The sequence below is a fragment of the Stappia sp. TSB10P1A genome (genome assembly GCF_900185725.1).
Taxonomy (GTDB): domain Bacteria; phylum Pseudomonadota; class Alphaproteobacteria; order Rhizobiales; family Stappiaceae; genus Stappia.
Genome location: NZ_FYAU01000035.1, coordinates 22,698 through 45,036, shown reverse-complemented (window position 1 = coordinate 45,036; position 22,339 = coordinate 22,698). Strand labels below are relative to the sequence as shown.

Genomic DNA, 22,339 nt, shown 5'->3' with positions numbered 1-22,339 from the left:
GATGCCGCATCCCGCAAGCGCAGCCGCAGGCGATGCCGTGCGCATCGTCCACCCGATCCATGACCGCAGCACCTTGCGCGGCCGCATCCTGCATCTCGGCTTCGGCGCCTTCGCCCGCGCCTTCCTGTCGACCATCCTCGACGAGACGCTGGATGCGATGACGGCCGACGGCCGGCCCGACTGGGGCCCAAACTGGGGAATGATCGCGGTGCGGCTCAACTCCGGCGTCGAGGAGCTCGACGCGCTGGAGGCGGCCGACCTGCATCACTGGGTGGTCGCGGCCGACGACAGCGGCATGACGGCGCGACGCGTCGAGGCGCTGGCCGGCACCTGCCATCCGCTGCGTGACGGGAGCGAGGCGCTGTTCGCGCGCTTCGCCTCGCCGGAGCTTGCCATCGTCACGCTGACCATCACCGAAAAGGGCTACTGTTCGCGCGGCGGCCGGCTCGACACGGAGCATGAGGGCATCCGCCGGGATCTCGCCGCGCCCCAAACCCCGCAGACCGCCGTCGGCGTGCTGGTCGAGGGGCTGGCGCGGCGGCGGCAGGCCGGCCTTGGCGGCCTCACGCTGCTGTCCTGCGACAACCTGCCGGAAAACGGCGCCGTCTGCCGCGCGGTGGTAGAGGACTTCGCCGCCCGCCGCGATCCGGCGCTGGCCGAGTGGATCGCCGCCAACGTCACCTTCCCCTGCACCATGGTCGACCGGATCGTGCCGGCGCTGGACGAGGACGGGCGGGCGCTGCTCGCCGAACTCGGGCTCGGCGACGCGCCGGGCATCGTCTGCGAACCGTTCCGGCAATGGGTGATCGAGGACGACTTCGCCGCCGGGCGCCCGCCGTTTGAGCTGGCCGGCGCCGAATTCGTCGCCGACGTGCGCCCCTTCGAGGAGATGAAGCTGCGCATGCTCAACGGCAGCCACTCCTTCCTCGCCTATCTCGGCGCGCTGGCCGGCCGGCGCACCATCTCCGACTGCATGGCCGACCCGCTGCTGGCCGGCGCCGCGCGCGGGCTGATGCTGGCCGAACAGGCCCCGACCCTGTCGATGCCGCAGGGCGTCGACCTTGCCGCCTATGCCGAGGCGCTGCTCGCCCGCTTCGCCAACAGCCGGCTGAAGCACCGCACCACCCAGATCGCCACCGACGGCAGCCAGAAGCTGCCGCAGCGCCTGCTCGCGCCGATCCGCCATCACCTGGAGGCCGGCACGCCCTGGCCGCGCCTGGCCCTCGGCGTCGCCGGCTGGCTGGCCTATTGCCGGGGCGTGGCGCAGGACGGCACGCCGCTGCCGCTGAACGATCCGCTGGCCGAACGGATCCGCACCATCTCGCAGGCGGCCGGCGACGAGCGCGCCTATCTGCGCGAGATGCTGTCCTTACGCGAAGTGTTCGCCGCCGAGCTTGCCGGACGGGCGGACTTCGCCGGCGCCATCGAGGCGGCCTATCTGGAACTGCGCGAGCACGGGGTAGAGGCCGCCCTTGCCCGCCTTGCCGAGATCCCGCAGGAGAGCGAGCGGTGAAGACCTTCCTTGGAGACGATTTCCTGCTGTCGAGCGACAGCGCCACCTGGCTCTATCACGAGGTCGCGGCGCCCCTGCCGATCGTCGACTACCACAACCACCTGCCGCCGGCCGACATTGCCGCCGACACGCGCTGGGACACGCTCGGCCGGATCTGGCTGGAGGGCGACCACTACAAGTGGCGGGCGATGCGCTGGGCCGGCATCGACGAACGGCTGATCACCGGCGAGGCGGATTTCGCCAGGAAATACCAGGCCTTCGCCGCCGCCATGCCGCGCTTCGTCGGCAATCCGCTCTATCACTGGTCGCATCTGGAGCTGGCCCGCTGTTTCGGCATGGCCGGCGTGGTGCTCGACGCCCGCAGCGCCGACGCGGTGTGGGACGCAGCCAACCGCCAGCTCGCCGCGCCCAGCCACTCCGCGCGCGGCCTGCTGCGCGCCATGAAGGTCGAGCTGGTCGGCACCACCGACGATCCCTGCGACACGCTGGAGCACCATATCGCGCTGAAGGACGATCCGGCCCTCGGCTTCCGGATGGTGCCGAGCTTCCGGCCCGACCGGGCCTTCAAGATCGAGCTCGACGGCTTTCCCGCCTATCTGGAGCGGCTCGGCGCGGCGGCCGGCACCACGATCCGCAGCTTCGAGGACCTGATCGGCGCGCTGACCGCCCGGCTCGACCATTTCGTCGCCGCCGGCTGCCGGGCGAGCGACCACGGCATCGAGATCCTGCGCCAGGGCCGCGACAGCGGCGCCGCCCGGCTCGACGCGATCCTCGCCAAGCGGCTGGCGGGCGGAGCGCTCGCCGAGGACGAGATCGCCGATTTCCAGACCTCGGTGCTGCTGGCGCTGGGGCGCGCCTATGCCAGCCGAAACCTCGTCATGCAGCTCCATATCGGCGCGATCCGCAACACCCGTTCGCGCCTGTTCGCCGGCATCGGCCCGGATGCGGGCGGCGATTCCATCGCCGACCTGCCGCTGGCCGGCCCGCTCAACGCCCTGCTCGACGGGCTCGACCGCACCGGCGAACTGCCGCGCACGATCCTTTACTGCCTCGACCCGACCCGCAACGAGGTGATCGTCACCACCGCCGGCAATTTCCAGGACGGCACGGTGGCGGGCAAGGTGCAGGCCGGCTCCGGCTGGTGGTTCAACGACCAGCTCGACGGCATGGCGCGGCAGATGACCCAGCTCGCGCAGATGGGGCTGCTGTCGACCTTTGTCGGCATGCTGACCGACAGCCGCTCCTTCCTCTCCTTCCCCCGCCACGAATATTTCCGCCGCCTGCTCTGCGACATGGTCGGCGGATGGATGGACCAGGGCCTGATGCCGCCCGACCGGGAGATGGCGGCCGGCCTCGTCGCCGATGTCTGCTACGGCAATGCCAGGCGCTGGTTCGTCGATCCGGCGTGACAGGATGACAGCGTAACCTGCTGACTTTCCTCAGCTTCAAGTGGTTACAGGGGCCGGACGGCGAGTGCTGTCCGGCCCTTGTCGCGTTTGGCGCGCGCTGTCATTCAACTTTTCGGTTGACTCATTCGCCGGGACGGTCTTAATTCAACCTCATGGTTGAACAAGAGACACACCGGCTCGACGCCGTCTTTCACGCCCTCGGCGATGCCACCCGCCGGCAGATGCTCCGCGCCCTCGCCGGGGGCGAGCGCAGCGTCAGCCAGCTTGCCGAGCCCTTCGACATGTCGCTGGCGGCGGCCTCCAAGCACGTCAAGGTGCTGGAAAAGGCCGGCCTGATCCGCCGCGAGGTGCGCTGGCGCACCCATACCTGCCGGCTGGAACCGGGGCCGCTGGCCGGCGCCCATGACTGGCTCGGCTTCTACGAACGCTTCTGGACCGATCGCCTCGACGTGCTCGACGCGCTGCTGCGCGAGGAAAACGCCGGGAAACCGACTGCCGAACCGAAGGAAGGAGACACGACATGACCTTGATGGAAAAACCCGACGCCCATGGTGTGCTGACCGCGCCCGACACGCTGGAGATCCGCCGCGTGCTGCCCGCCCCGCCCGAGCGGGTCTGGGCCTGGCTCACCGACAGCGAATTGCGCAAGAAATGGCTGGCCGCCGGCGAGATGACCCTGGTGCCCGGCGCCGAGTTCGAGTTCGTCTGGCGCAATGACGAGCTCACCGACCCGCCCGGCAAGCGGCCCGACGGCGCCAGCGAGGAACACCGCATGACCTGCCGGGTGATCTCGGCCGATCCGCCGCGCAGCCTCGCCATCACCTGGGGCACGGCGAGCAACGTGACCTTCACCCTCGCCCCGCGCGGCGAGGGCACGCTGCTCACCATCGTCCATGCCCGCCTGCCCGATCGTGGCTCGCTGCTCAGCGTCAGCTCCGGCTGGCATGCCCATCTCGACGTGCTGGTGGCGCTGGTCGAGAACCGCAAGCCCGCCCCGTTCTGGGACGCCTGCGCCGCGCTCAAGCAGGACTACGAGCGCCGCCTGCCCTGATCGCGCGGGGGACACCGACAACATCCGGCCGGCGGGAGCCCTCCCCGCCGGCCGCCTGCGTTTCGGCGGCCGAATCTTCCGCTGCGACAACCTGAAGTCACCCTTCTCGAGACTTGACACCCCCAGCGTTCTCGCGCCCCATCTGGGCACGCCTTGCGGCCCGCGAGAATCGCACTCGCGGGAACCGGGCCCCAAGACCCGGCATCCACGCCCCGGCTCAGAGAGCCGCGGCACCGCAAGACGCGGCCTAACGGGCCCGAACCAAAGGGAGGCTGTCATGTTGCGTGCGCTTTCACGTCCCGCCGTCGTGCTGATGGATCGCTATCTGCCCGACCCCTTCATCTTCGTGCTGCTGCTGACGATCATCGCCGCCGCCGCCGCCATGCTGTTCGAGGGCGCCGGCCCGGTGGCGGTCGTGCAGATGTGGGGCGACGGGTTCTGGGGGCTTCTCGCCTTCTCGATGCAGATGCTGCTGATCCTCGTCACCGGCTACATCCTCGCGTCCTCGCCGCCGGTGAAAAAGCTGCTGGCCAACCTGGCCGGTCTTGCCAAGTCGCCCGGCTCGGCGATCGTGCTGGTGTCGCTGGTCTCGCTGGTCGCGTCCTGGGTCAACTGGGGCTTCGGCCTCGTCGTCGGCGCGCTGTTCGCCCGCGAGCTCGCCCGCCAGATCCGCGTCGACTACCGCCTGCTGATCGCCGCCGCCTATTCCGGCTTCGTCGTCTGGCATGGCGGCCTTGCCGGCTCGATCCCGCTGACCATCGCCACGGCGGGCCATTTCACCGAGGCGCAGATCGGCGTCATCAGCACGGTTGAGACGATCTTTTCCAGCTTCAACCTGATCATCGTCGCCATTCTCTTCGTCGTCATCCCGCTGGTGAACTGGCTGATGGTGCCGCGCGAGGAGGAAAGCGTCTATGTCACCCGCGAACAGCTCGGCGAGGAGGAGCGCGAGAGTTTCGTGCCGACCCGCCCGGCCGAGCATCTGGAAAACAGCCGGCTGCTGATGTGGGTGGTCGGTCTTGCCGGCCTCGTCTTCCTCGCCCACTACTTCTTCGTGCGCGGCGCCGGGCTGAACCTCAACATCGTCAACTTCCTGTTCCTGATGCTGGGCATCGTGCTGCACGGCACCGCCCGCAACCTGCTCGATGCGCTGCAGGACGCGGTGAAGGGCGGCGCCGGCATCGTCATCCAGTTCCCGTTCTATGCCGGCATCATGGCGATCATGACCCAGTCGGGCCTGGCGCAGAGCATGTCGGCCTGGTTCGTCTCGATCTCGACCGCCGGCACCCTGCCGTTCTGGACCTTCATCAGCGCCGGCATCGTCAACCTGTTCGTGCCCTCGGGCGGCGGCCAGTGGGCGGTGCAGGCGCCGGTGATGCTGCCGGCGGCCGATGCGCTCGGCGCGGATGTCGCCCGCGTTGTCATGGCGGTCGCCTGGGGCGATGCCTGGACCAACCTGCTGCAGCCGTTCTGGGCGCTGCCGATGCTCGGTATCGCCGGGCTGAAGGCCAAGGACATCATGGGCTTCTGCCTGATCCATCTGGTCATCACCGGCGTGATCATCGGGACGCTGCTGGTCATTCTTTAGCATTGACCCGAACTGCCATTGCCGGCCGGCCCGCCCAGCGGTGCCCGGCCGGTTTTTCGCAAGTGGACTGTCGCGAGTGGACTGTCGCGAGTGGACTATAGAGGGAGGAAGACATGCTCAGCCATGTGATGGTGGGAACCAACGACATCGAGCGCGCCAAGCGCTTCTACGACGCGGTGCTGGGGCTCTTGGGCGCCGGCGAGCCGGCGCGCAACCAGAACGCCACCGGCCAGACCCGCCTGTTCTACCGCCACGACGGCAGCACCTTCTGCGTCACCGAGCCGGTCGACGGCCAGGAGGCGGTGCCGGCCAATGGCGGCACCATCGGCTTCAAGTGCAACTCGCCGGAACAGGTGCAGCAATTCCACGACGTCGCCGTGGCCCATGGCGGCACCTCGATCGAGGGCGCGCCCGGCCCGCGCAACGGCCCCTCGGGCACGCTGCATCTCGGCTATGTCCGCGATCCCGACGGCAACAAGCTCTGCGCCATCCACCGCCCGGCTTGACGGCCAGACGCCCGGATCAATCACGCAGAGGTCCGACGCCTCCCGCGCCGCCCGCTTTTCACTGCAGCGGCAGCGCGGGAGGCGGCGCCGGCGTTTACTTGAGTTTTTTACTCATGTATTAGCCCGCCAAACCACACCCCGGCGCGCCCTTGCGCTGCGGGGCGGATGCGGCGGATGGCGATGGATCGACAGGAACAGGCGGGGGCGCCCGCCCATGTGATGCTGGCGCTGGCGGCCAATGCCTTCCACCAGGCCGCGCTGGTGGCGATGGTGCCGGTGCTGCAACAGATCTTCGGCCTCGGCCTGACCCCGCTCGGTCTTCTCGTCGGCGCCGGCCTGGCGCTGGCCGCCATCGCCGTGCCGCTATGGGGCGGGCTCGCCCGGCGGCGCGGCGTCGACCTTGCGCTGCGCGCCAGCCTGATCGGCGCCTGCACCGGCGTCGGCCTGCTGGTCGCCAGCGTCTGGGCGACGGCGGCGGGGATGCTGCCGGTCGCCGCCGGCCTCGCCCTGCTGATCCTGGCGCGGCTGGTCTACAGCCTGACGGCGCCCGCCGCCCTGCCGCTGGCCCAGGCGATGGGGGCCCAGCGCGCGGCGGCGGCAACGCTGACAGCCATCGGCCGCGCCAATGCGGTCACCGGCCTCGGACGGCTGGCCGGCAACGGGCTGGTCGCGCCGCTGCTGCTGCTCGGCCCGGCCCTGCCGCTGGCGCTGCCGCTGCCCGTCTATGTCGCCGCGCTGATCGGCAGCTTGCGCCACTCCGCCGCAAACGCGACCGGCTCCGGCCGCAGCGCCGCCGGCGAGACGGGACGCGCAACCGAACGGGAAATCGGAGGGGCGCGCAAGCGCATGCCCCTGCCGCTCGCGCCGCTCGCCACCGCCTTCACCCTGCAACTGGCGCTGGGAGCCGCCTCGGTGCTGCTGGCGCCGCTGATCCGCGACCGGCTGGCGCTGGCGCCGGATGCGGCGGCCGGTGCCGCCGGCCTCTGCCTGATGCTGGCCGTCGCCGTCGGCATCGTCATGCAACTGATGCTGCGGCGGCTGGCCGGGGAGCGGCTCACCGGCGCCCTGCTTGCCGGAACGGTGGCGGCCGGGCTCGGCCTTGCCGCCCTCGGCCGCGCCGACGCCCTGCCGGCAATCGCCCTTGCCATCGCCCTCGTCTCCGCCGGCGCGGTGCTGGCGCTGGGGGCCAACACCGCGCGCGCCCTCCTCGCCGCTGGCGCTGCCGCGCCAGAACCAAAGCCAGAACCAGCGCCAGAACCAGAACCAGCGCCGGGAGCGGACCAGCCGGCCGGACGCGGAAGCCGGGCGCAGGCGGCAACCTGGATCGCCAGCCTGCAATTCGCCGGCCTTGCCGCCGGAGCGGTGGTGGCCGGCATCCTCGGCGACATCGGCTTCCCCCTCGCCTTCGCCGTGCTGACCGCGACGCTGGCCGCCCTCGCCCTTGCCCTTGCGGCAGGCGCGCTCGCCGCAAGGCGCGGCCGGACGGCGCCCGGCGCCTGATCGCCAGACGGAGCACCTCCCCGCCGGCGGAGCGTCATCCACAGGGCTGTTTCATCTTCGCAACACTGCGCTTTCGGATCTGTCAATTCCCGCAATAAAACTTGAGAATTAGACTCATGTATGATCCAGTCGCGGCCATTCGGAAGCCAGCGACCCTCCCGGTCCAGCCACCACATCCTCCTGAAATCATGCAAGGATCGGGGCGTCCTCCATGCGCATTACACCCTTTTTGATCACCGTTACGGCGGGCCTTGCGGCCTTGCCGGCCCAGGCCCAGGACGAGGCGGCGGAAGAGCGCGCGACGCTGCTCGACCGGATCGTCGTCACCGCCGGCCGCGCGCCGGCCGAAGTCGGCACGCTGGCCCAGTCGGTCATCGTCATCGACCGCGAGCAGATCGAGGCGGTCCGCTTCGGCTCCACCGACCCGGCCGACATCATCGCCCGCCTGGTGCCCGGCTTCGCCCCGTCCAACCAGACCCTGTCCGGCGCCTCCGAGACATTCCGCGGCCGCAGCGTGCTGATCATGGTCGACGGCGTGCCGCGCAACACGCCGCTGCGCGACAATTCCCGCATCCTGTCGATGATCGACCTGGAGACGGTGGAGCGCATCGAGGTGGTCAACGGCGCCTCCAGCCTCTACGGCGCCGGCGCCACCGGCGGCACCATCAACTTCATCACCAAGCGCGGCAGTTCGGAAACGCCGAAGGTGACGCTGCGCACCGAGGCCAGCACCTATACCAAGGACATCGGCGCCTCGATCGCGCCGAGCGTCAGCGCCAGCGTCGAGGGCCGGCTGAAGAACTTCGACTACTTCTTCTCCGCCTCCGGCGACATGACCCGCAAGACCTTCGACGGGCGCGGCAACGAGATGGCCTCCGACGCCATGCTCGGCCAGGGCGGCGGCGACCGCACCAAGCAGGGCAATCTCTTCGCCGCCCTCGGCTACGAGGTCGACACCCGCCGCTTCGAGATGAGCTTCGACTGGACCTATCTCGAGCAGAAGCCGAAGTGGTTCACCAATTACGCCACGACGCCGGTGTCGCCGGACTTCAACGATCCCTACGTCGGCGATCCGCTGAAGGAAGATTCGCGCTATGTCACCGCCCGCTTCACCGAAAGCGACTTCCTGCTCGGCGCCCTCGAGCTGAAGGCCTATTACAACGGCATCGAGAAGCAGGCGCCCTTCGCCCGGCTGTCGAGCGTCAACTCCATCGTCTATTACTCCGGCGACCCGACCAATCCGGTCACCTCGCAGAACCAGACGGTGCTGCGCTCCGACCGGATCGGCGTGAGCGCCACGGTCAACAGCTCGCTCGACGCCATCCGCGACGGGCTGAGCCTGACCTGGGGCCTCGACTACACCTATGACCACACCACCCAGGAGATGGTCGACGGCACCACCGTCATCGCGCCGATGACCCAGCACCAGATCGGCGCCTTCGCCCAGGCCGAACTGCCGATCACCGAGCGCTTCCGCCTGCAGGGCGGCGCCCGCTTCGACCAGTTCTTCCTCAAGGTCGACGACTTCCGCCGGCCGGCGGCGATCCAGTTCCCCGGCACGCTGTGGCCGGCGGTCAACGTGACGGGCGGCAGCTTCACCTACAACTCGCCGACATTCAATGGCGGCGGCGTGTTCGACCTGACCCGCAACCTCCAGGCCTTCGGCAACTTCTCGCAAGGCTATTCGCTGACCGATATCGGCGGCTTCACCCGCCGCGCCGGCGTCAACAGCCGCGCCGAGATCTGCGCCGCCTACGGCGCCCTCGCCGCTGCCTTCGGCTGCTCCGGCACGCCGACCTATGCCATCAACTATTCCGACATCGCGCCGGAACCGCAGCTCGTGAACACCTATGAGGCGGGCCTGCGCGGCGACTGGGGCCGGGTGCGGGCAACCGCCAGCGCCTATATCTCCACCTCGGACAACGGCGTCAGCTACGACGTCGCCTCCAACCGGGTGTCGCAGCAGAAGGAGCGGATCTGGGGCGTGGAAGTCTCGGGCGCCGTCGACGTCACCGACCGCTTCACCCTCGGCGGGCTGTTCTCCTATCAGGAAGGCCTCTACGACGCCAATGGCGACGGCACGCTGAGCAGCAACGAGCACCTGCCCAACAACCGCATCCCCAACACGATCAAGGCCAATCTCTACGGCGAGATGCGCTTCGCGCATGACATCACCACCCGCGCCGAGGTCGAGTTCCTGTCCGGGCGCGACAAGGTGGCGGGCGAGCGGCTGGACGGGGCGACCCTCTTGCACCTGCAACTCGCCAAGGATTTCGGCAATGCCGGCAACCTGGCGCTCGCGGTGCGCAACGTCTTCGACACCTACTACGTCAACCCGACGGCCAGCGCCACGCGCGGCGGCGAGGTGCCCGGCCTTGGCCGCACCATCGCCCTGTCCTACCGGGTCACCTTCTGAACCAGGACCGGCCGCGGCGCCCCGGCGTCGCGGCCGCTCCAGGGCGGAGTTTGCCATGGACGCCACAGCCCCCTCGCCCGGCCAGGCGCCGGATCGTCCCGCGGAGCCGGACGAACGGGCCGCGCATCCCGCGCGGCTGCCGCTGTTCGTCACCCTGGCCGGCCTCTATCTGGCGCAGGGCATCCCCACCTATCTGATCGCCGCCGCCCTGCCGCCGATGCTGCGCGAGCAGGGCGTTTCGCGCAGCGCCATCGGCTTCTTCTCGCTGCTGATGCTGCCGCTGGTGGTCAAGTTCGCCTGGGCCCCCTTCGTCGACCGGCTGCGGCTGCTGCCGATCGGCCACCGGCGCGGCTGGATCGTGCCGATGCAGCTCGTCACCGCCGCCGGCATCGCCGCCATGGCCTTCGTCGAACCGACCCAAGTGATGGGGCTGTTCGTGCTCTGCCTGATGATCGCCGTCGCCATGTCGACCCAGGACATCGCCACCGACGGCTATGCCACCCGCAGCCTCAGGCCGCAGGACCGGGGCATCGGCAATGCCTGCCAGGGCGGCGCCGTCGCCTTCGGCGTCGTCATCGGCGGCACCCTGTCGCTGATCCTCTACGAACAGATCGGCTGGACCGGCACGCTGCTCTTCGTCGCCGGCCTCAGCCTGCTGCCGCTCGCTGTGACGCCGCTGATGCGCGAGACGGAGACGGACGGCGGCGCCGATGCCGCCCAGCCCGCGCACCGGCCGTCGCTGAAGGCCTTCTTCGCCCGGCCCGAGGCGGTGCGCATCCTCGTGGTGGCGCTGGTGTTCCGCGCCAGCGAGGGCCTGGTCAAGGCGATGGAGGGACCGTATCTGGTCGATGCCGGCCTGCCGCTGTCCTGGATCGGCTATCTGTCCGGCGCCTCGGCGGCCAGCGCCGGGCTGATCGGCTCGGTGGTCGCCGTCGGCCTGATCCGCTGGCAGGGCACGGAACGGGCGCTGATCACGCTGGGAGGCCTGCGCACCCTGTGCTTCCTGCTGTTCGCCGCCCATGCGCTCGGCCTGGTGCCGCAGGTCGAGGCGGTGATGTCCGCCGCCGCCTTCCAGACCTTCATCCGCTACATGGAAATCGTCGTGCTCTATTCGCTGTTCATGGCCGTGGCCTCCAGCGACCAGCCGGGCACGGATTTCACCCTGCTCGCCTGCGCCCAGCTCGTCGTCTACCTGATCGGCTCCAGCCTGTCCGGCGTGCTCGCCGACCGCTTCGGCTACGACACGCTGTTCCTGCTGGCGAGCGCCCTGTCGGGCCTTGCCGTGCTGGTCACCGCCGCCCTGTTGCGCCGCCCCGCCCGCCCCCTCTCCCTCCAGTCGCCGAAGGCCAGCCGATGAGGTTCCACGCCACCGCCAGCCTGACCGTGCCCGAGCCCGAGGCGATGCTGGAGGCGCTGGTGAGCGAGGTCTCGGCGCGCGGCCTTGCGCCGGCCTCGCACTCCGCCGACCGGGTGCTGTTCCGCTTCGAGGTCGGCGCCATCGGCATCGCGGCCGAGGGCGAGGCCCTTGCCTTCACGGCGCAGGCGCGCGCCGAGGTCGCCCTGCACCGGCTGAAGCAACTGGTGATCGAACGCCTCGACGAGGTGGCGCCTGGCGAAGCGCTCCGCCTGCGCTGGTCCGACGATGCCGACCGGCCGCAGGAGGCGCTGCCGGCCTTCTTCCACCGCATGACGCTGGCGGGACGGCGCGAGATCCTGCCCGGCCTGTGGCGGCTGACCTTCACCGTCGAGGACATGCCGCGCCTGGGATCGGACGGCATCCATGTGAAGCTGCTGCTGCCGCCGCAGGGCAGCAAGACGCCTCGCAGCGAAACGCCTCAGTGGCCGCGGCTGGCCGCCAACGGCGCGCTGGTGCTCCCCGAAGGCGATGCCGCGCTGACCCTGCGCTATTACACGATCCGCATCCTGCGGCCCGAGGCCGGCGAGGTCGACATCGACGTGGTGCGCCATTCAGGCGGCAGCTTCGCCGACTGGGCGGAAACGGCGCCCCTCGGCGCGGTGATCGGGCTGCTCGGCCCCTCCGGCGGCCAGGACCTGCCGCTGTCCGCTCCCGCAACGTCTGAGGTTTCGTCCGGGGGAGCCTCCCGGACGGGCCTGCTGCTGATCGGCGATGCCACGGCGGCCCCGGCCATCGCCCGGATGATCGAGGCCCGCGCCGGCACGCCGCCAGCGCCCGAGGTGGCGGCGCCGGGCGGCCATGTCATCCTGGGTCTCGGCGACGACGCGCTGGCGCGCTCCTATCTCGACGAGGCGGCGGTGGCCGCGCTCGGGCTGACGGTGCATGGGCTCGCCGCAGGTCGCTTCGACGCGGAGGCGGAGGCGCTGGCCCGCGAGCTGACGGCGGCAGCGCCCCCGGCCTTCGCCTGGTTCGCCGGCGAGCGCGACACCGCCCAGCGGCTGCGCGGCCTGTTCCGGCAGCAGTTCGGCCTCGGCAAGGGCGAGCAGATGGCGATCGCCTACTGGACGCGCGGCAAGGCCGCCGCCGACCGCGCCTGAGACATTCGCACCTGAGACGACCGCATCTTGGGCATGCGGATCATTCGCCGCCGCCGGCGGGAGCGGGCTTGCCCGCCTCCACCGTCAGCGCCGCAAGGCGGAAGAAGCCGTGCACCATCTTGGAAAACGGCATCAGCAGGAACAGCACCATGACGCAGGCGAGATGGATCGCCAGCAGCGGGCCGGTCAGCCCGGTGCCGGTGGCCGCGTAAAGCGCAAGACCCGTGAGGGCGACGGCCCCGAGCAGCAGGATGAAGGCCATCTCGCCGCCCCACACCCGGGCAGCGCCGAGCGTGCGCTCGGCCCGCAGCTTCAGCCAGACCAGCCCGGCCGCCCCCGCCACCATCATCAGCCCGCCCGGCACGCCGAACAGCTTGGGCAGGGAGAACAGCGGATAGGGCGCCTCCCAGCCGAAGGCGTAATGCATCACCGTGCCGCTGGCGGTCGCGGCGAAACACAGCAGGAAGCCGTACATCATCAACTGGTGGAACACCCGGCGGCGGTCGCTGAAGCGGTCGCCCTGCTCGAAATTGCAGCCCTCGCCATGGCCGCCCGACAGGTTCTTCATCCGCGCGGCGCTGTCGAGCGCGCGCAGCACATGGATCAGCCGGACGCGGCCGCCGCCGGTCTCGCGCCAGTAGTCGCGGATCGACAGGGCGATGAGGCCGAGCGGCGCGAGAAACGCCGGCACGAAGATGGCGACCATGGTGTTATGCGCCAGATGGGCATAGAAGCCGGCGCCGGTCTCCGGCTTCAGGGCGGCGAGCGCCCAGAAGAAACAGGCAAGCGCCACGGCCAGCAGGCCGGCCATCGCCACCCCGTGGCTCTGGAACAGCCGGGCAAGCGCTTGCGGGCGGGCGAGCCGCTCCCAGCTTTCCGCCCGCACCTCGCCGAGCGCCGCCGGGATGTTCAGGGCGAATTCGTGCGGGGCGGTGTACTGGCAGGCGTAATAGCAGCCGCGGCAGTTGTGGCACAGGTTGGCGAGTTGCGTCAGGTCGCCATCGGCAAAGGCCTTCTGGCGGGTCATCGCCGGGAAGACCGAACAGAAGCCCTCGCAATAGCGGCAGGCGTTGCAGATCTCGATCTGGCGGCGCGCCTCCTCGAAGCTGCCGAGCGAAGTGACAGGCGCGGTGTCAGGCGCGGTGTCAAGCGACATGGGCGGCGGCCTCCTTGCCCGCGATACGTCCGAAAACGGTGCCGATGGTCATGCCGAAGCCGGCGAGATAGCCCTGGCCGAGGATCGACCCGGCCATGATCTCCCCCGCCGCCCACAGGTTGCGGATCGGGCCGGCCTCGCTATGCACCTGCGCGCGGTCATCGACCTTCAGCCCGAGATAGGTGAAGGTCACGCCGGGGCGCAGCTCGTAGCCGTAGAAGGGCGGGGTATCGAGCGGCCGCGCCCAGTTGGTCTTCGCCACCGCCAGCCCTTCCGTGCCGAGCCCGTCCAGTTCGGTCGGATGGAAGGCACCGGGACGGCAGGCGGCGTTGAAACCGTCGACCGTGCGGCGCACGGGCGCCGGGTCGAGGCCCAGCTTGGCGGCCAGTTCCTCCACCGTGTCCGCCTTCACCGGCGGAAACACCGAGGGCATGAACAGGTCGATCGACTTCGCGTCGATCAGCGCATAGCCGACCTGGTCGGGCTGGGCGGCGACCAGGCGGCCCCAGATCGCATAGCGCTTCGGCCAGACATCCTCGCCCTCGTCGTGGAAGCGGTCGCCGTCCCTGTTGACGACGATCGAGAACGGCACGCAGTCCAGCCGGGTGACGATGCCGCCGTCGAATTTCGGCGCGCGCCCGTCGATGGCGACCGCATGGCACTGCGTCGGATCGCCCACCGACTCGGCACCCTGGTCCAGCATGTCGCGCAGCACCACGCCGCGATTGTAGGGCGTGCCGCGGATCAGGAAGTTGCGGGCGGCCGGCCCCCAGGCACGGGCCAGCCAGTCGAGATCGGCCTGAAAGCCGCCGGAGGCCAGCACGAAGGCCCGCGCCGTGACGGTGACCGGGACCCCGGCGATGTCGGCATGCAGATGGGTGATCTGGTCCCCGTCCAGGTGCACATGCGTCACCTGCGCGTCATAGGCGACCGTCACGCCGAGATCGGCGGCGGTGTTGTAATAGGCGTTGACCAGCGCCTTGCCGCCGCCCAGGAAGAAGGCATTGGTGCGCGACAGCGACAAGGTGCCCGAGAGCGAGGGCTGGAACCGCACGCCGTGCTGCTGCATCCAGGGCAGACACTCCTCCGAGGAGCGGATGGCAAGGCGCGCCAGCCCCTCATCCGTCTTGCCCTTGGTCACCAGCATCAGGTCGTGGAGATACTCCTCCTCCTCATAAGCGCCGGTCAGCGGAAACACCGGCTGGCGGTGCATGCAGCGGAAATTGCGGGTGTGGCGCGAATTGCCGCCGCGATAAGGCTGCGGCGCGCCCTCCAGGATCAGGACGGTGCAACCGGCCTCGGCCGCGGTGATCGCGGCGCAAAGGGCGGCATTGCCGCCGCCGACGACGGCAAGATCGAACGTTTTCGGCCAGTCCTTCATACCTCGTCCTCCAGCGGGATTTCCCGGCCGCGCATTCCGCGGATGCGGGCCAGCAGCGCGGCTTCCACGTGGCCGCGCATCGCCGCCTCGGCGGCGACGCCGTCGCGGGCCTCCAGCGCCGTCAGAACGGCGGCATGTTCGGCGACGGCGGAGGCCACGCGGTCCGAGTCGCCAAGGGTCGACGGGCCAAGGATCAGCAGGGTCTTCTGCAGCGCGCTCATCGACTTCAGCAGGAAGCGGTTGCGCGCGGCATCGAGCAGCGTCCGGTGAAACTGCCGGTTCAATTCGCGCGCCTGCGGGCCGGCGGGCGCGGCGGCAAGCTCGCTGTTGAGGGCGGCAAGTTCCGCCAGCTCCATGTCGGACGCAGCGCGCGCGGCAAGACGCGCGGCCGTCCCCTCCAGCACCGCGCGCATCTCGTACAGCTCCACCACCTCGGCATGATCGAGGGTCCGGATCGTCGCCCCCTGCCGGGCCAGGTGGATCACCAGACCGTCGGCCTCCAACTGGCGGATCGCCTCGCGCACCGGGGTGCGGCTGATGCCCAGTCGCTCGGCAAGATCGGTTTCGCGCAGCCGCGCCCCCGGCGCCAGCGTGCCGGAGCGGATGTCCTCCAGCAGGCGGCGATAGGCGACCTGCCCTTGCGGAATTTCGCTGTCTTCGGCCATCGGCAATCTCTCTTGCGCTAAATTGTATCCGGACGTATACAGTCGGATACGAAATCATGCAAGGAGATTGGCCGTGCCGGCCCACTTAACAAAAAGACTGATGACGCTCGCCATCGCCGGCCTCGGCGTGGCGGTGTTCATGCTGCTCGGCCTGCCTCTCCCCTTCCTGTTCGGACCGATGACGGCCTGCCTGCTCGCGGCGCTCGCCCGTGCGCCGCTGAAGGGGATGGGCACGGTCTCCATCCTCGCGCGGACGGTGCTGGGCGTCGCCGTCGGCGCGTCGATCACGCCGGAGGTGGTCGCCCGCATCCCGCAGATGGCGGGCAGCGTCGCCCTGGTGCCGGTCTATGTCGTCATGATCGGCATCGTCGGCGTGCCGTTCTTTCGCCGGCTCGGCTACGATCCGGTGACGTCCTGGTATGCGGCCATGCCCGGCGGCCTGCAGGACATGGTGATCTTCGGCCAGCAGGCGGGCGCGGATGTGCGGGCGCTGGCGCTGATCCACGCGACGCGGGTGCTGGTGATCGTGACGCTGGCCCCGCTGATCCTGACCGGCCTCTATGGCGCCAGCCTGACCGGCGCCGTCGGCGCGCCGATCCGCGACCTGCCCGGCGGCGAACTGCTGCTGATGGCCGCCGCCGCCCTGATCGGCTGGAAGGGGGGCGAGCGGATCGGCCTGTTCGGCGCCTCGATCCTCGGTCCGTTGATCCTGACCGCCGCCCTCTCCCTCGGCGGCCTGATCCACACCCGCCCGCCCGCCGAGGCGATCCTCGCCTCGCAGTTCTTCATCGGCATCGGCATCGGCGTTCAATATGTCGGGGTGACCCTCAGGGAGCTGCGCAGCTTCATCCTGTCGGGCCTGGCCTTCGTCCTGCTGCTGGCCGCCCTCGCCGCGATCTTCACCGAGGTCGTCACCCTGTCGGGCCTTGCCCAGCCGGTCGAGGGCTTCCTCGCCTTCGCGCCCGGCGGCCAGGCGGAGATGACGGTGCTGGCGCTGGTCGCCGGCGCCGATCTCGGCTTCGTCATCCTGCATCACCTGACGCGGATCGTCGTCGTCATCCTCGGCGCGCCGCTGGCGGCGCGCCTGCTGAAGGTCAAGCCACCTCCGGATTGACCAGATGGACCGGCGTGCCGGCGGCAAAGGCGGCCACCTGGTCGAAGACGTCGGCGAATTGCAGGTCGAACTCCTCCTCGGTGACGAAGCCGATATGCGGCGTCGCGATCACCCGCGGATGCGACAGCAGCGGATCGGCCGCATCCGTGAGCGGCTCCTTGTCGAAGACATCGAGCGCGGCAAGGCCGGGCCGGCCCGCCTCCAGCGCCGCCAGCAGGGCGCCGGGCGCGATCAGTCCGGCGCGGGAGGTGTTGACCAGCACCGAGCGGGGCCGCATCAGGGCGAGATCCTCGGCGGTGACGATGCCTTGCGTTGCCGGTGTCAGGCGCAGATGCAGCGTCACGATATCGGCCTCGGTGAAGAAGGCAGCGCGGCTTGCCGCCACCTCGCCGCCCTCGCCCGCCGCCCGCAGGCGCCCGGCCTCCGACCCCCACCAGATCACCCTCGCCCCGAACGCCGCCGCATAGCCGGCGATGAGACGCCCGATCCGGCCATGGCCGTAGATGCCGATGGTCTTGCCCCGCAGGGTGCGGCCGACGCCGGCCTGCCAGTGGCCGGCCTTGGCGCTCGCCATCTGCCCCGGCAGATCGCGCAGGGCGGCAAGGATCAGCGCGAAGGTCAGCTCGGCGGCCGCGTGGTTCGGCGCCTCGGCGGGCTTCCTGGAGGCGAAGGCGACGCCGCGGGCCGTGCAGGCCGCCACATCGACATGCGGCCAGGCGCCCCGCCCCGAGATCAGCCGCAGATGCGGCAGCGCCGCCAGCAGATCGGCGGTGATGCGCGTGCGCTCGCGGAACAGGCAAAGCGCCTCCGCCGCCTGCAGCCGCTCCGCCAGAGCCGCCCCCTCGACATGGTCGGTCCACACGGTCACGTCATGGCCGGCCAGCCGCGCAAAGCACGGCAGGCCGCGCAGCGTGTCCGACCAGTCGTCGAGGATATGGACCCTCATCGGCCGGCCCAGACCCCGGCCGGCACCATCACCTCGCCCCGCGCCAGCAGGCGGGCGGTGCGCAGCAGGCCCGCCGACTTCAGGACGAAGCCGTCCGGCCCCGTCTCGTAGTCGACCGTCACGTCGATCGCCCCGCCGGGATGCTCGATCAGCACCAGCGCCGGGCTGCCCTCGGGCGGGGTGAACAGCCCCTCGGCAACAGTGCCGGGCGTCAGCACGCAGGAGGCGAGGCACTGCGCGCCGGTCACCGCCATGGTCGGGTGGCAGTTCCACGGCATGAAGTAGCGCGCGGTGACCGTGCCGCCGTTGCGCGGCGGCGCCAGCATCGCGAATTTCGGGGTGACGGACTTGGACACGTCGCCCATCCCCATGCGCCGCCCGGCCTCGAGCCGGATCGGCTCCATGCGCGCGTAGAAGTCGCGGTTGGCGTCGAGCTCCTCGATCGTCTCATAGCCGGTCAGGCCGAAATCGGCGGCGCGGGCGATGCAGATCGGCATCGCCACGTCCATGCAGGTGACCTCGATCCCGTCGATCACGTCGCGCAGCGCGCCGGTCGGCAGCAGCGCCCCCGTGCTCGATCCGACCACATCCATGAAGTTCAGGAAGATCGGCGCCGCCGTGCCCGGCACCCCGTCGATGGCGGCATCGCCGTCATACTCGACCTCGCCGCCCGGCGTGCGCACCACCGCCTCGACCTTGGCGCCGGTGTTGACCGAGCGGATGCGGATACGGGTGACATCGCCCTGCGGCGCGATCAGCCCCATCTCCAGCGCGGCCGGGCCGACGCCCGACAGGATGTTGCCGCAGGTAGGCTTGAAGTCGACCAGCCCGTCCTCGACGCTGACCTGCGCGAAGAAATAGTCGATGTCGCACCCCTCCGCCTCCGAGCGCGACAGCATGGCGACCTTGGTCGTCACCGCCGCGCCGCCGCCGATGCCGTCGATGTTCAGCTTGTGGCCCGACCCGATGGCGGCGACCAGCACGCGGGCAAGCGTCTCGCGGTCCTCGGGCAGATCCTCGCGCCGGAAATACGGGCCGCGCGACGTGCCGCCGCGGAAGAAGTGGAAGGGAATGGCGGTCTGGACCATCGTCATCTCCTGAGCTCGGAAGACAAAAGGCCCGCACCCGAAGGCGCGGGGCAGGCCGGAAGACAAGGGGCCTGTGCCGTGCGGGCACGGGCCGGAAGACAAGAGCCCGCGCCTTGCAGGCGCGGGCCGGAACACGATCAGCGGAAGGGCCAGGGCAGGTCCACGGCATCCTGCAGCACGCCCGAAGGGAAGTTGAGGGCCAAGGCCCAGGCCAGCAGCAGGATCGCTCCGGCGACACCGGCGGTCATCAACCCGGTCATGACCGGACCAGCCTTGGCACGGACCGTCAGGAAGATCGGGAAGAAGACCAGCATGGCCGCGTAGAAGCCGATCAGCGCCGTCAGGGCGACGAGACCGGCGATCCATACCAGCCCGCCCCACAGATTGCCAACCCCCTCCTGGCCGACATGCTCGCCGGTCAGTTCGGCATCGAAATGCGAATGATGCCCCGTCTTGCCGCGCGCCAGTTGCGGGATCAGGATCACCAGCATCGTCAGGCCGACCAGCGACACCGACAGCGGGAAGACCTGCGCCAGGAACCCGTGCTTCAGCGCATCCGTCAGGGCCACCACCAGCAGCACCGCCATCGCCGCGGCAAAGCCGATCTGCGGCAGATGCGCCTTGAAGGACGGCACGTCCGGCGCATCGTCCGCGTTCGGCACCACGTGGCCATGCTCGTCCACCCGGTTGCGCAGGCCGAACCAGATCGAGGCCAGCGTCATCAGGGCGATGACGATGACGCCGGGCCGGAAGACGAAGTCCCAGCCGTAGAACTGCAGCGCCTGGTAGAGATAGGTCTCGGCCTGCGGCGCCAGCACATAGCCGATCAGCAAGGCCGGACGCGGCCAGCCGAAACGCTTCATCAGCACGCCCAGCACGCCAAGCGCCAGCAGCGCCACCAGATCGGCCAGCGAGCGCGTCGCCTGGAACGCGGCGAAGCAGATCAGCACGATCATGAAAGGCGCCAGCCGCTGGAACGGCACCTGGGTCAGCTTGGAAATCGGGATCGCCAGCGCCAGGCAGATGCCGGCGCCCATGACATTGGCGAGAGCCAGCGACCAGATCACCGAATAGGTGATGTCGAGGTCGGCGCCCACCATCGACGGGCCGGGCTGGATGCCCAGCAGCACCATGCCGCCGAGAAACACCGCCATCGACCCGGAGCCGGGGATGCCGAACAGCATGGTCGGCAGCAGCGCACCGCCCTGCATCGCGTTGTTGGAGCTTTCCGGCGCGATGACGCCGCGGATGTCGCCCTGGCCGAAATGCGGATCCTTCTTGACCGTCTGCACCGCATGGCCATAGGCGATCCAGTCCACCACGGACCCGCCAAGGCCCGGAATCGAGCCGATGATGCAGCCGAAGCCGGAACAGCGCATCGACAGCCAGACATTCGCCCACCAGTCGCGCAGGCCCTGGAACCACCCCGAGCCCAGCGCATTGCCCGAGGCGATGGCCGAATTCCGGCGCAGCAGGTCGGCGATCTCCGGGACGGCGAAGAAGCCGAGGCCGACGATCACCAGCGGGATGCCGTCATAGAGATAGTCGAAGCCGAAGATCATCCGGAACTCGCCGGTGGCGGGCGCCCCGCCGATCGACCCGATAACCAGGCCGATGCAGCAGGCGGCCAGCCCCTTGGCAAGGCTCCGCCCGGCCAGCACCGCGACCATGGACAGGCCGAACAGCGCCAGCATGAACAGTTCCGCCGAACCGAAGGACAGGATCAGCGGCCGGGCGATGACGACGAAGCCGGTCAGGATGATGGCGCCGAAGATGCCGCCCGCCATCGACGAGATGAAGGCCGCCGACAGCGCCCGCGCCGCCTGCCCCTTGCGGGCAAGCGGAAAGCCGTCCAGCACCGTCGCCTGACTGGCCGAGGATCCCGGAATGCCCATCAGCACGGAGGCGAACGTGTCGGAGGTCGGGATCACGGCGACGAGGCCGATCAGCATCGCCAGCGCGGAAATCTCGTTCATTCCGTAGAGAAAGGGAATGAGCAGCGACAGGCCGGCGATGCCGCCGAGGCCGGGAATGACACCGACCAGCAGCCCGACCGATACGCCAATCAGCATGTAGAAGAGATGCTGGAACGACAGCAGCGTTCCGAGCGCGGACAAGAGGGTGTCGATCACGGTGAGCGCTTCCGTGTTTGCCGGGCAGTCGCAACAAGGCCACCCTTCGGCGAAGGGAGGAGGCGGGCCCCTGTCAGGGCCCGCCCCGTCTGGTCGGAAGGAGTGGGATCACTCGCCGAGCTTGACGCCGTATTCGCTGCTCAGCATGTCCGCCACCTGGGCGCGCACTTCCGGCGCGATGGTGGTGCCCTTTTCGAACAGCGCCTGGGCCAGCGCGCCGGTGACCTGCCCATAGGTGCCGAGCACCGCTTCGGCATTGGCCTGGTAGTCCGGATCGGCCTTCATGTCCTCGAAGGCCTTCTGATAGGCCGCGACGATCTCGTCCGACGTGCCCTTCGGCAGGAACACCATCTTCTGCGCCGGGAAGCCGGCGGTGAAGAAGGCGAAATAGGCCGCATATTCGGGGCTCGACGGCGCGACGCCGGTCAGCATCTCATAGGCTTCGACGAAGGACGGCAGGTCGGGGAAGGTCGGATCGCGGACCACGTTGCCGGCCTCGTCGAGCACGCCCCAGCTAAACAGCGGCACCGCCTCGCCGGCATCGACCAGCGGCTGCACGTTCTTGAGATAGGCCGACGAGGTCTGATAGTCGATGTTGACCTCGCCCCGCTCGAAGGCCAGACGGCCGTCGCCGCGCCCCTTGAAGCCGAAGACGTGCTGCACCTTGAAGTCCATCAGGCGGAAGCCGAGCAGCGGCACAAGGTCGAGCGAAGTCGCGCCCTGGCTGGCATAGACCAGCTCCTTGTCCTTGAGCATGGCGATGTCTTCCGGCCCCTTCAGGCCCAGCTTCGGCGTCGTGTAGACGACACCGCCGGTGGGGCCGGCCATCGCGATCCGCCAGTCCTTGTACTCATAGCGCACGCGCGGATCGCCCAGGAGATAGGGGAACTGCGTCGAACCGGAGGTGCCGAGGATCATCAGCCCATCGGGCTTCGCCCGCGCCGCGAACAGGTTGGTGCCCTTGGTCGAGCCGCCGCCGGACTCGTTCACGACGACCACGGTCGGGTTGCCCGGCAGATACTTGGACAGCAGCGGGGCGTTGAACCGCGCCCAGGTGTCCGAGCCGCCGCCGGCCGAGAACGGGATGATCCATTCGATGGTCTTGCCGGCAAAGCTGACTTCGGCCGTGGCCGGTCCGGCCAGAGCGAAAGTCATTGCGCCGGCGGCAAGCCCGAGCGCCACGCGCCGCGTGATAGTGAGTTTCATTGTCATGTCGTCCTCCCGTAGAGACAGTAGCACACCCCCCTGCCCCTTCGGGCAGTATTGTGCGAAACCGCGCTTGATTTCTCCTCCCAAGCGCGGCCTGATCGCGGAAACTAGGCGCGGTTCCTGTCCGCAACCTGTCGTGCTCGCAAAAAGG

18 protein-coding genes are annotated in these 22,339 nt (G+C 69.7%); 11 read left to right on the top strand and 7 right to left on the bottom strand.

The annotated features are described in order from the left end of the window. Position 1: 1 nt before the first annotated feature. The 10 genes from TSB10P1A_RS17545 (at position 2) to TSB10P1A_RS17500 (ending at position 12,497) form a co-directional block, all read left to right on the top strand. Positions 2-1,513, top strand: coding sequence for a mannitol dehydrogenase family protein (locus TSB10P1A_RS17545; protein ID WP_186389244.1), 1,512 nt, complete (start codon positions 2-4; stop codon positions 1,511-1,513). Beyond that, the gene (gene uxaC, locus TSB10P1A_RS17540) at positions 1,510-2,922 is read left to right on the top strand and encodes a glucuronate isomerase (protein ID WP_186389243.1); all 1,413 of its coding nucleotides are present in this window, start codon (positions 1,510-1,512) and stop codon (positions 2,920-2,922) included. The genes TSB10P1A_RS17545 and uxaC overlap by 4 nt, the downstream gene beginning before the upstream one ends. 152 nt (positions 2,923-3,074) lie before the next feature. Then, entirely contained in the window at positions 3,075-3,446 is a 372-nt protein-coding gene (locus tag TSB10P1A_RS17535) for a helix-turn-helix transcriptional regulator (RefSeq protein ID WP_186389242.1), read from the top strand. Then, positions 3,443-3,973 (top strand): SRPBCC family protein, encoded by a 531-nt coding sequence (locus tag TSB10P1A_RS17530; RefSeq protein WP_186389241.1) that lies wholly within the window; start codon positions 3,443-3,445, stop codon positions 3,971-3,973. The genes TSB10P1A_RS17535 and TSB10P1A_RS17530 overlap by 4 nt, the downstream gene beginning before the upstream one ends. Before the next feature lie 277 nt (positions 3,974-4,250). Further along, positions 4,251-5,561 carry a short-chain fatty acid transporter gene (locus TSB10P1A_RS17525; RefSeq protein WP_186389240.1) on the top strand — a complete coding sequence of 437 codons (1,311 nt, stop codon included), beginning with the start codon at positions 4,251-4,253 and terminating at the stop codon, positions 5,559-5,561. Between the two features lie 113 nt (positions 5,562-5,674). After that, positions 5,675-6,067 carry a VOC family protein gene (locus TSB10P1A_RS17520; RefSeq protein ID WP_186389239.1) on the top strand — a complete coding sequence of 131 codons (393 nt, stop codon included), beginning with the start codon at positions 5,675-5,677 and terminating at the stop codon, positions 6,065-6,067. Between the two features lie 174 nt (positions 6,068-6,241). Further along, on the top strand, positions 6,242-7,567 hold the full coding sequence (locus TSB10P1A_RS17515) for an MFS transporter (RefSeq protein ID WP_186389238.1): 1,326 nt from the start codon (positions 6,242-6,244) through the stop codon (positions 7,565-7,567). Between the two features lie 211 nt (positions 7,568-7,778). Further along, entirely contained in the window at positions 7,779-9,983 is a 2,205-nt protein-coding gene (locus TSB10P1A_RS17510) for a TonB-dependent receptor (protein WP_186389237.1), read from the top strand. A gap of 55 nt (positions 9,984-10,038) precedes the next feature. Continuing rightward, a complete protein-coding gene (locus tag TSB10P1A_RS17505) occupies positions 10,039-11,340 on the top strand; it encodes a RhtX/FptX family siderophore transporter (RefSeq protein WP_186389236.1) in 1,302 nt (433 codons plus the stop codon). After that, complete coding sequence (locus tag TSB10P1A_RS17500) at positions 11,337-12,497, top strand: siderophore-interacting protein (protein ID WP_186389235.1); 1,161 nt, start codon at positions 11,337-11,339, stop codon at positions 12,495-12,497. The genes TSB10P1A_RS17505 and TSB10P1A_RS17500 overlap by 4 nt, the downstream gene beginning before the upstream one ends. Before the next feature lie 40 nt (positions 12,498-12,537). Here TSB10P1A_RS17500 and tcuB read toward each other — a convergent pair whose 3' ends face one another. Genes tcuB through TSB10P1A_RS17485 form a run of 3 tightly spaced genes read right to left on the bottom strand, consistent with a single transcriptional unit; the run spans position 12,538 to position 15,699 of the window. After that, positions 12,538-13,653 carry a tricarballylate utilization 4Fe-4S protein TcuB gene (tcuB, locus tag TSB10P1A_RS17495; protein ID WP_186389234.1) on the bottom strand — a complete coding sequence of 372 codons (1,116 nt, stop codon included), beginning with the start codon at positions 13,651-13,653 and terminating at the stop codon, positions 12,538-12,540. After that, a complete protein-coding gene (gene tcuA, locus TSB10P1A_RS17490; RefSeq protein WP_186389233.1) occupies positions 13,643-15,034 on the bottom strand; it encodes an FAD-dependent tricarballylate dehydrogenase TcuA in 1,392 nt (463 codons plus the stop codon). Before tcuA ends, tcuB begins: the two co-directional genes overlap by 11 nt. After that, positions 15,031-15,699, bottom strand: a complete 669-nt coding sequence (locus TSB10P1A_RS17485) for a GntR family transcriptional regulator (RefSeq protein WP_186389232.1) — start codon at positions 15,697-15,699, stop codon at positions 15,031-15,033. The genes tcuA and TSB10P1A_RS17485 overlap by 4 nt, the downstream gene beginning before the upstream one ends. 100 nt (positions 15,700-15,799) lie before the next feature. Here TSB10P1A_RS17485 and TSB10P1A_RS17480 point away from each other — a divergent pair, with 100 nt between their 5' ends. Further along, positions 15,800-16,813 (top strand): AbrB family transcriptional regulator, encoded by a 1,014-nt coding sequence (locus TSB10P1A_RS17480; protein ID WP_186389231.1) that lies wholly within the window; start codon positions 15,800-15,802, stop codon positions 16,811-16,813. Here the strand turns inward: TSB10P1A_RS17480 and TSB10P1A_RS17475 are convergent. The 4 genes from TSB10P1A_RS17475 to TSB10P1A_RS17460 all read right to left on the bottom strand — a co-directional run bounded on the left by TSB10P1A_RS17475 (position 16,794) and on the right by TSB10P1A_RS17460 (position 22,185). Then, positions 16,794-17,759 carry a D-2-hydroxyacid dehydrogenase family protein gene (locus TSB10P1A_RS17475; RefSeq protein ID WP_186389230.1) on the bottom strand — a complete coding sequence of 322 codons (966 nt, stop codon included), beginning with the start codon at positions 17,757-17,759 and terminating at the stop codon, positions 16,794-16,796. The two genes, TSB10P1A_RS17480 and TSB10P1A_RS17475, sit on opposite strands and share 20 nt — an antisense overlap. Beyond that, positions 17,756-18,847, bottom strand: coding sequence for a 4-oxalomesaconate tautomerase (locus TSB10P1A_RS17470; RefSeq protein ID WP_186389229.1), 1,092 nt, complete (start codon positions 18,845-18,847; stop codon positions 17,756-17,758). Before TSB10P1A_RS17470 ends, TSB10P1A_RS17475 begins: the two co-directional genes overlap by 4 nt. Before the next feature lie 137 nt (positions 18,848-18,984). Then, positions 18,985-20,979, bottom strand: a complete 1,995-nt coding sequence (locus tag TSB10P1A_RS17465; RefSeq protein WP_186389228.1) for a tripartite tricarboxylate transporter permease — start codon at positions 20,977-20,979, stop codon at positions 18,985-18,987. 108 nt (positions 20,980-21,087) lie between these two features. Then, positions 21,088-22,185, bottom strand: a complete 1,098-nt coding sequence (locus TSB10P1A_RS17460; RefSeq protein WP_244293169.1) for a tripartite tricarboxylate transporter substrate binding protein — start codon at positions 22,183-22,185, stop codon at positions 21,088-21,090. Between the last annotated feature and the right edge of the window lie 154 nt (positions 22,186-22,339).

Excerpts from the sequence above, each read along its gene's own strand:
- TSB10P1A_RS17480 (WP_186389231.1), top strand. The coding sequence starts at position 15,800 with ATGACGCTCGCCATCGCCGGCCTCGGCGTGGCGGTGTTCATGCTGCTC.
- TSB10P1A_RS17470 (WP_186389229.1), bottom strand. The coding sequence starts at position 18,847 with ATGGTCCAGACCGCCATTCCCTTCCACTTCTTCCGCGGCGGCACGTCG.
- tcuA (WP_186389233.1), bottom strand. The coding sequence starts at position 15,034 with ATGAAGGACTGGCCGAAAACGTTCGATCTTGCCGTCGTCGGCGGCGGC.
- TSB10P1A_RS17515 (WP_186389238.1), top strand. The coding sequence starts at position 6,242 with ATGGCGATGGATCGACAGGAACAGGCGGGGGCGCCCGCCCATGTGATG.
- TSB10P1A_RS17460 (WP_244293169.1), bottom strand. The coding sequence starts at position 22,185 with ATGAAACTCACTATCACGCGGCGCGTGGCGCTCGGGCTTGCCGCCGGC.
- TSB10P1A_RS17475 (WP_186389230.1), bottom strand. The coding sequence starts at position 17,759 with ATGAGGGTCCATATCCTCGACGACTGGTCGGACACGCTGCGCGGCCTG.
- TSB10P1A_RS17485 (WP_186389232.1), bottom strand. The coding sequence starts at position 15,699 with ATGGCCGAAGACAGCGAAATTCCGCAAGGGCAGGTCGCCTATCGCCGC.
- TSB10P1A_RS17535 (WP_186389242.1), top strand. The coding sequence starts at position 3,075 with ATGGTTGAACAAGAGACACACCGGCTCGACGCCGTCTTTCACGCCCTC.
- tcuB (WP_186389234.1), bottom strand. The coding sequence starts at position 13,653 with ATGTCGCTTGACACCGCGCCTGACACCGCGCCTGTCACTTCGCTCGGC.
- TSB10P1A_RS17520 (WP_186389239.1), top strand. The coding sequence starts at position 5,675 with ATGCTCAGCCATGTGATGGTGGGAACCAACGACATCGAGCGCGCCAAG.
- TSB10P1A_RS17510 (WP_186389237.1), top strand. The coding sequence starts at position 7,779 with ATGCGCATTACACCCTTTTTGATCACCGTTACGGCGGGCCTTGCGGCC.
- TSB10P1A_RS17505 (WP_186389236.1), top strand. The coding sequence starts at position 10,039 with ATGGACGCCACAGCCCCCTCGCCCGGCCAGGCGCCGGATCGTCCCGCG.
- TSB10P1A_RS17500 (WP_186389235.1), top strand. The coding sequence starts at position 11,337 with ATGAGGTTCCACGCCACCGCCAGCCTGACCGTGCCCGAGCCCGAGGCG.
- TSB10P1A_RS17530 (WP_186389241.1), top strand. The coding sequence starts at position 3,443 with ATGACCTTGATGGAAAAACCCGACGCCCATGGTGTGCTGACCGCGCCC.
- TSB10P1A_RS17545 (WP_186389244.1), top strand. The coding sequence starts at position 2 with ATGCCGCATCCCGCAAGCGCAGCCGCAGGCGATGCCGTGCGCATCGTC.
- TSB10P1A_RS17525 (WP_186389240.1), top strand. The coding sequence starts at position 4,251 with ATGTTGCGTGCGCTTTCACGTCCCGCCGTCGTGCTGATGGATCGCTAT.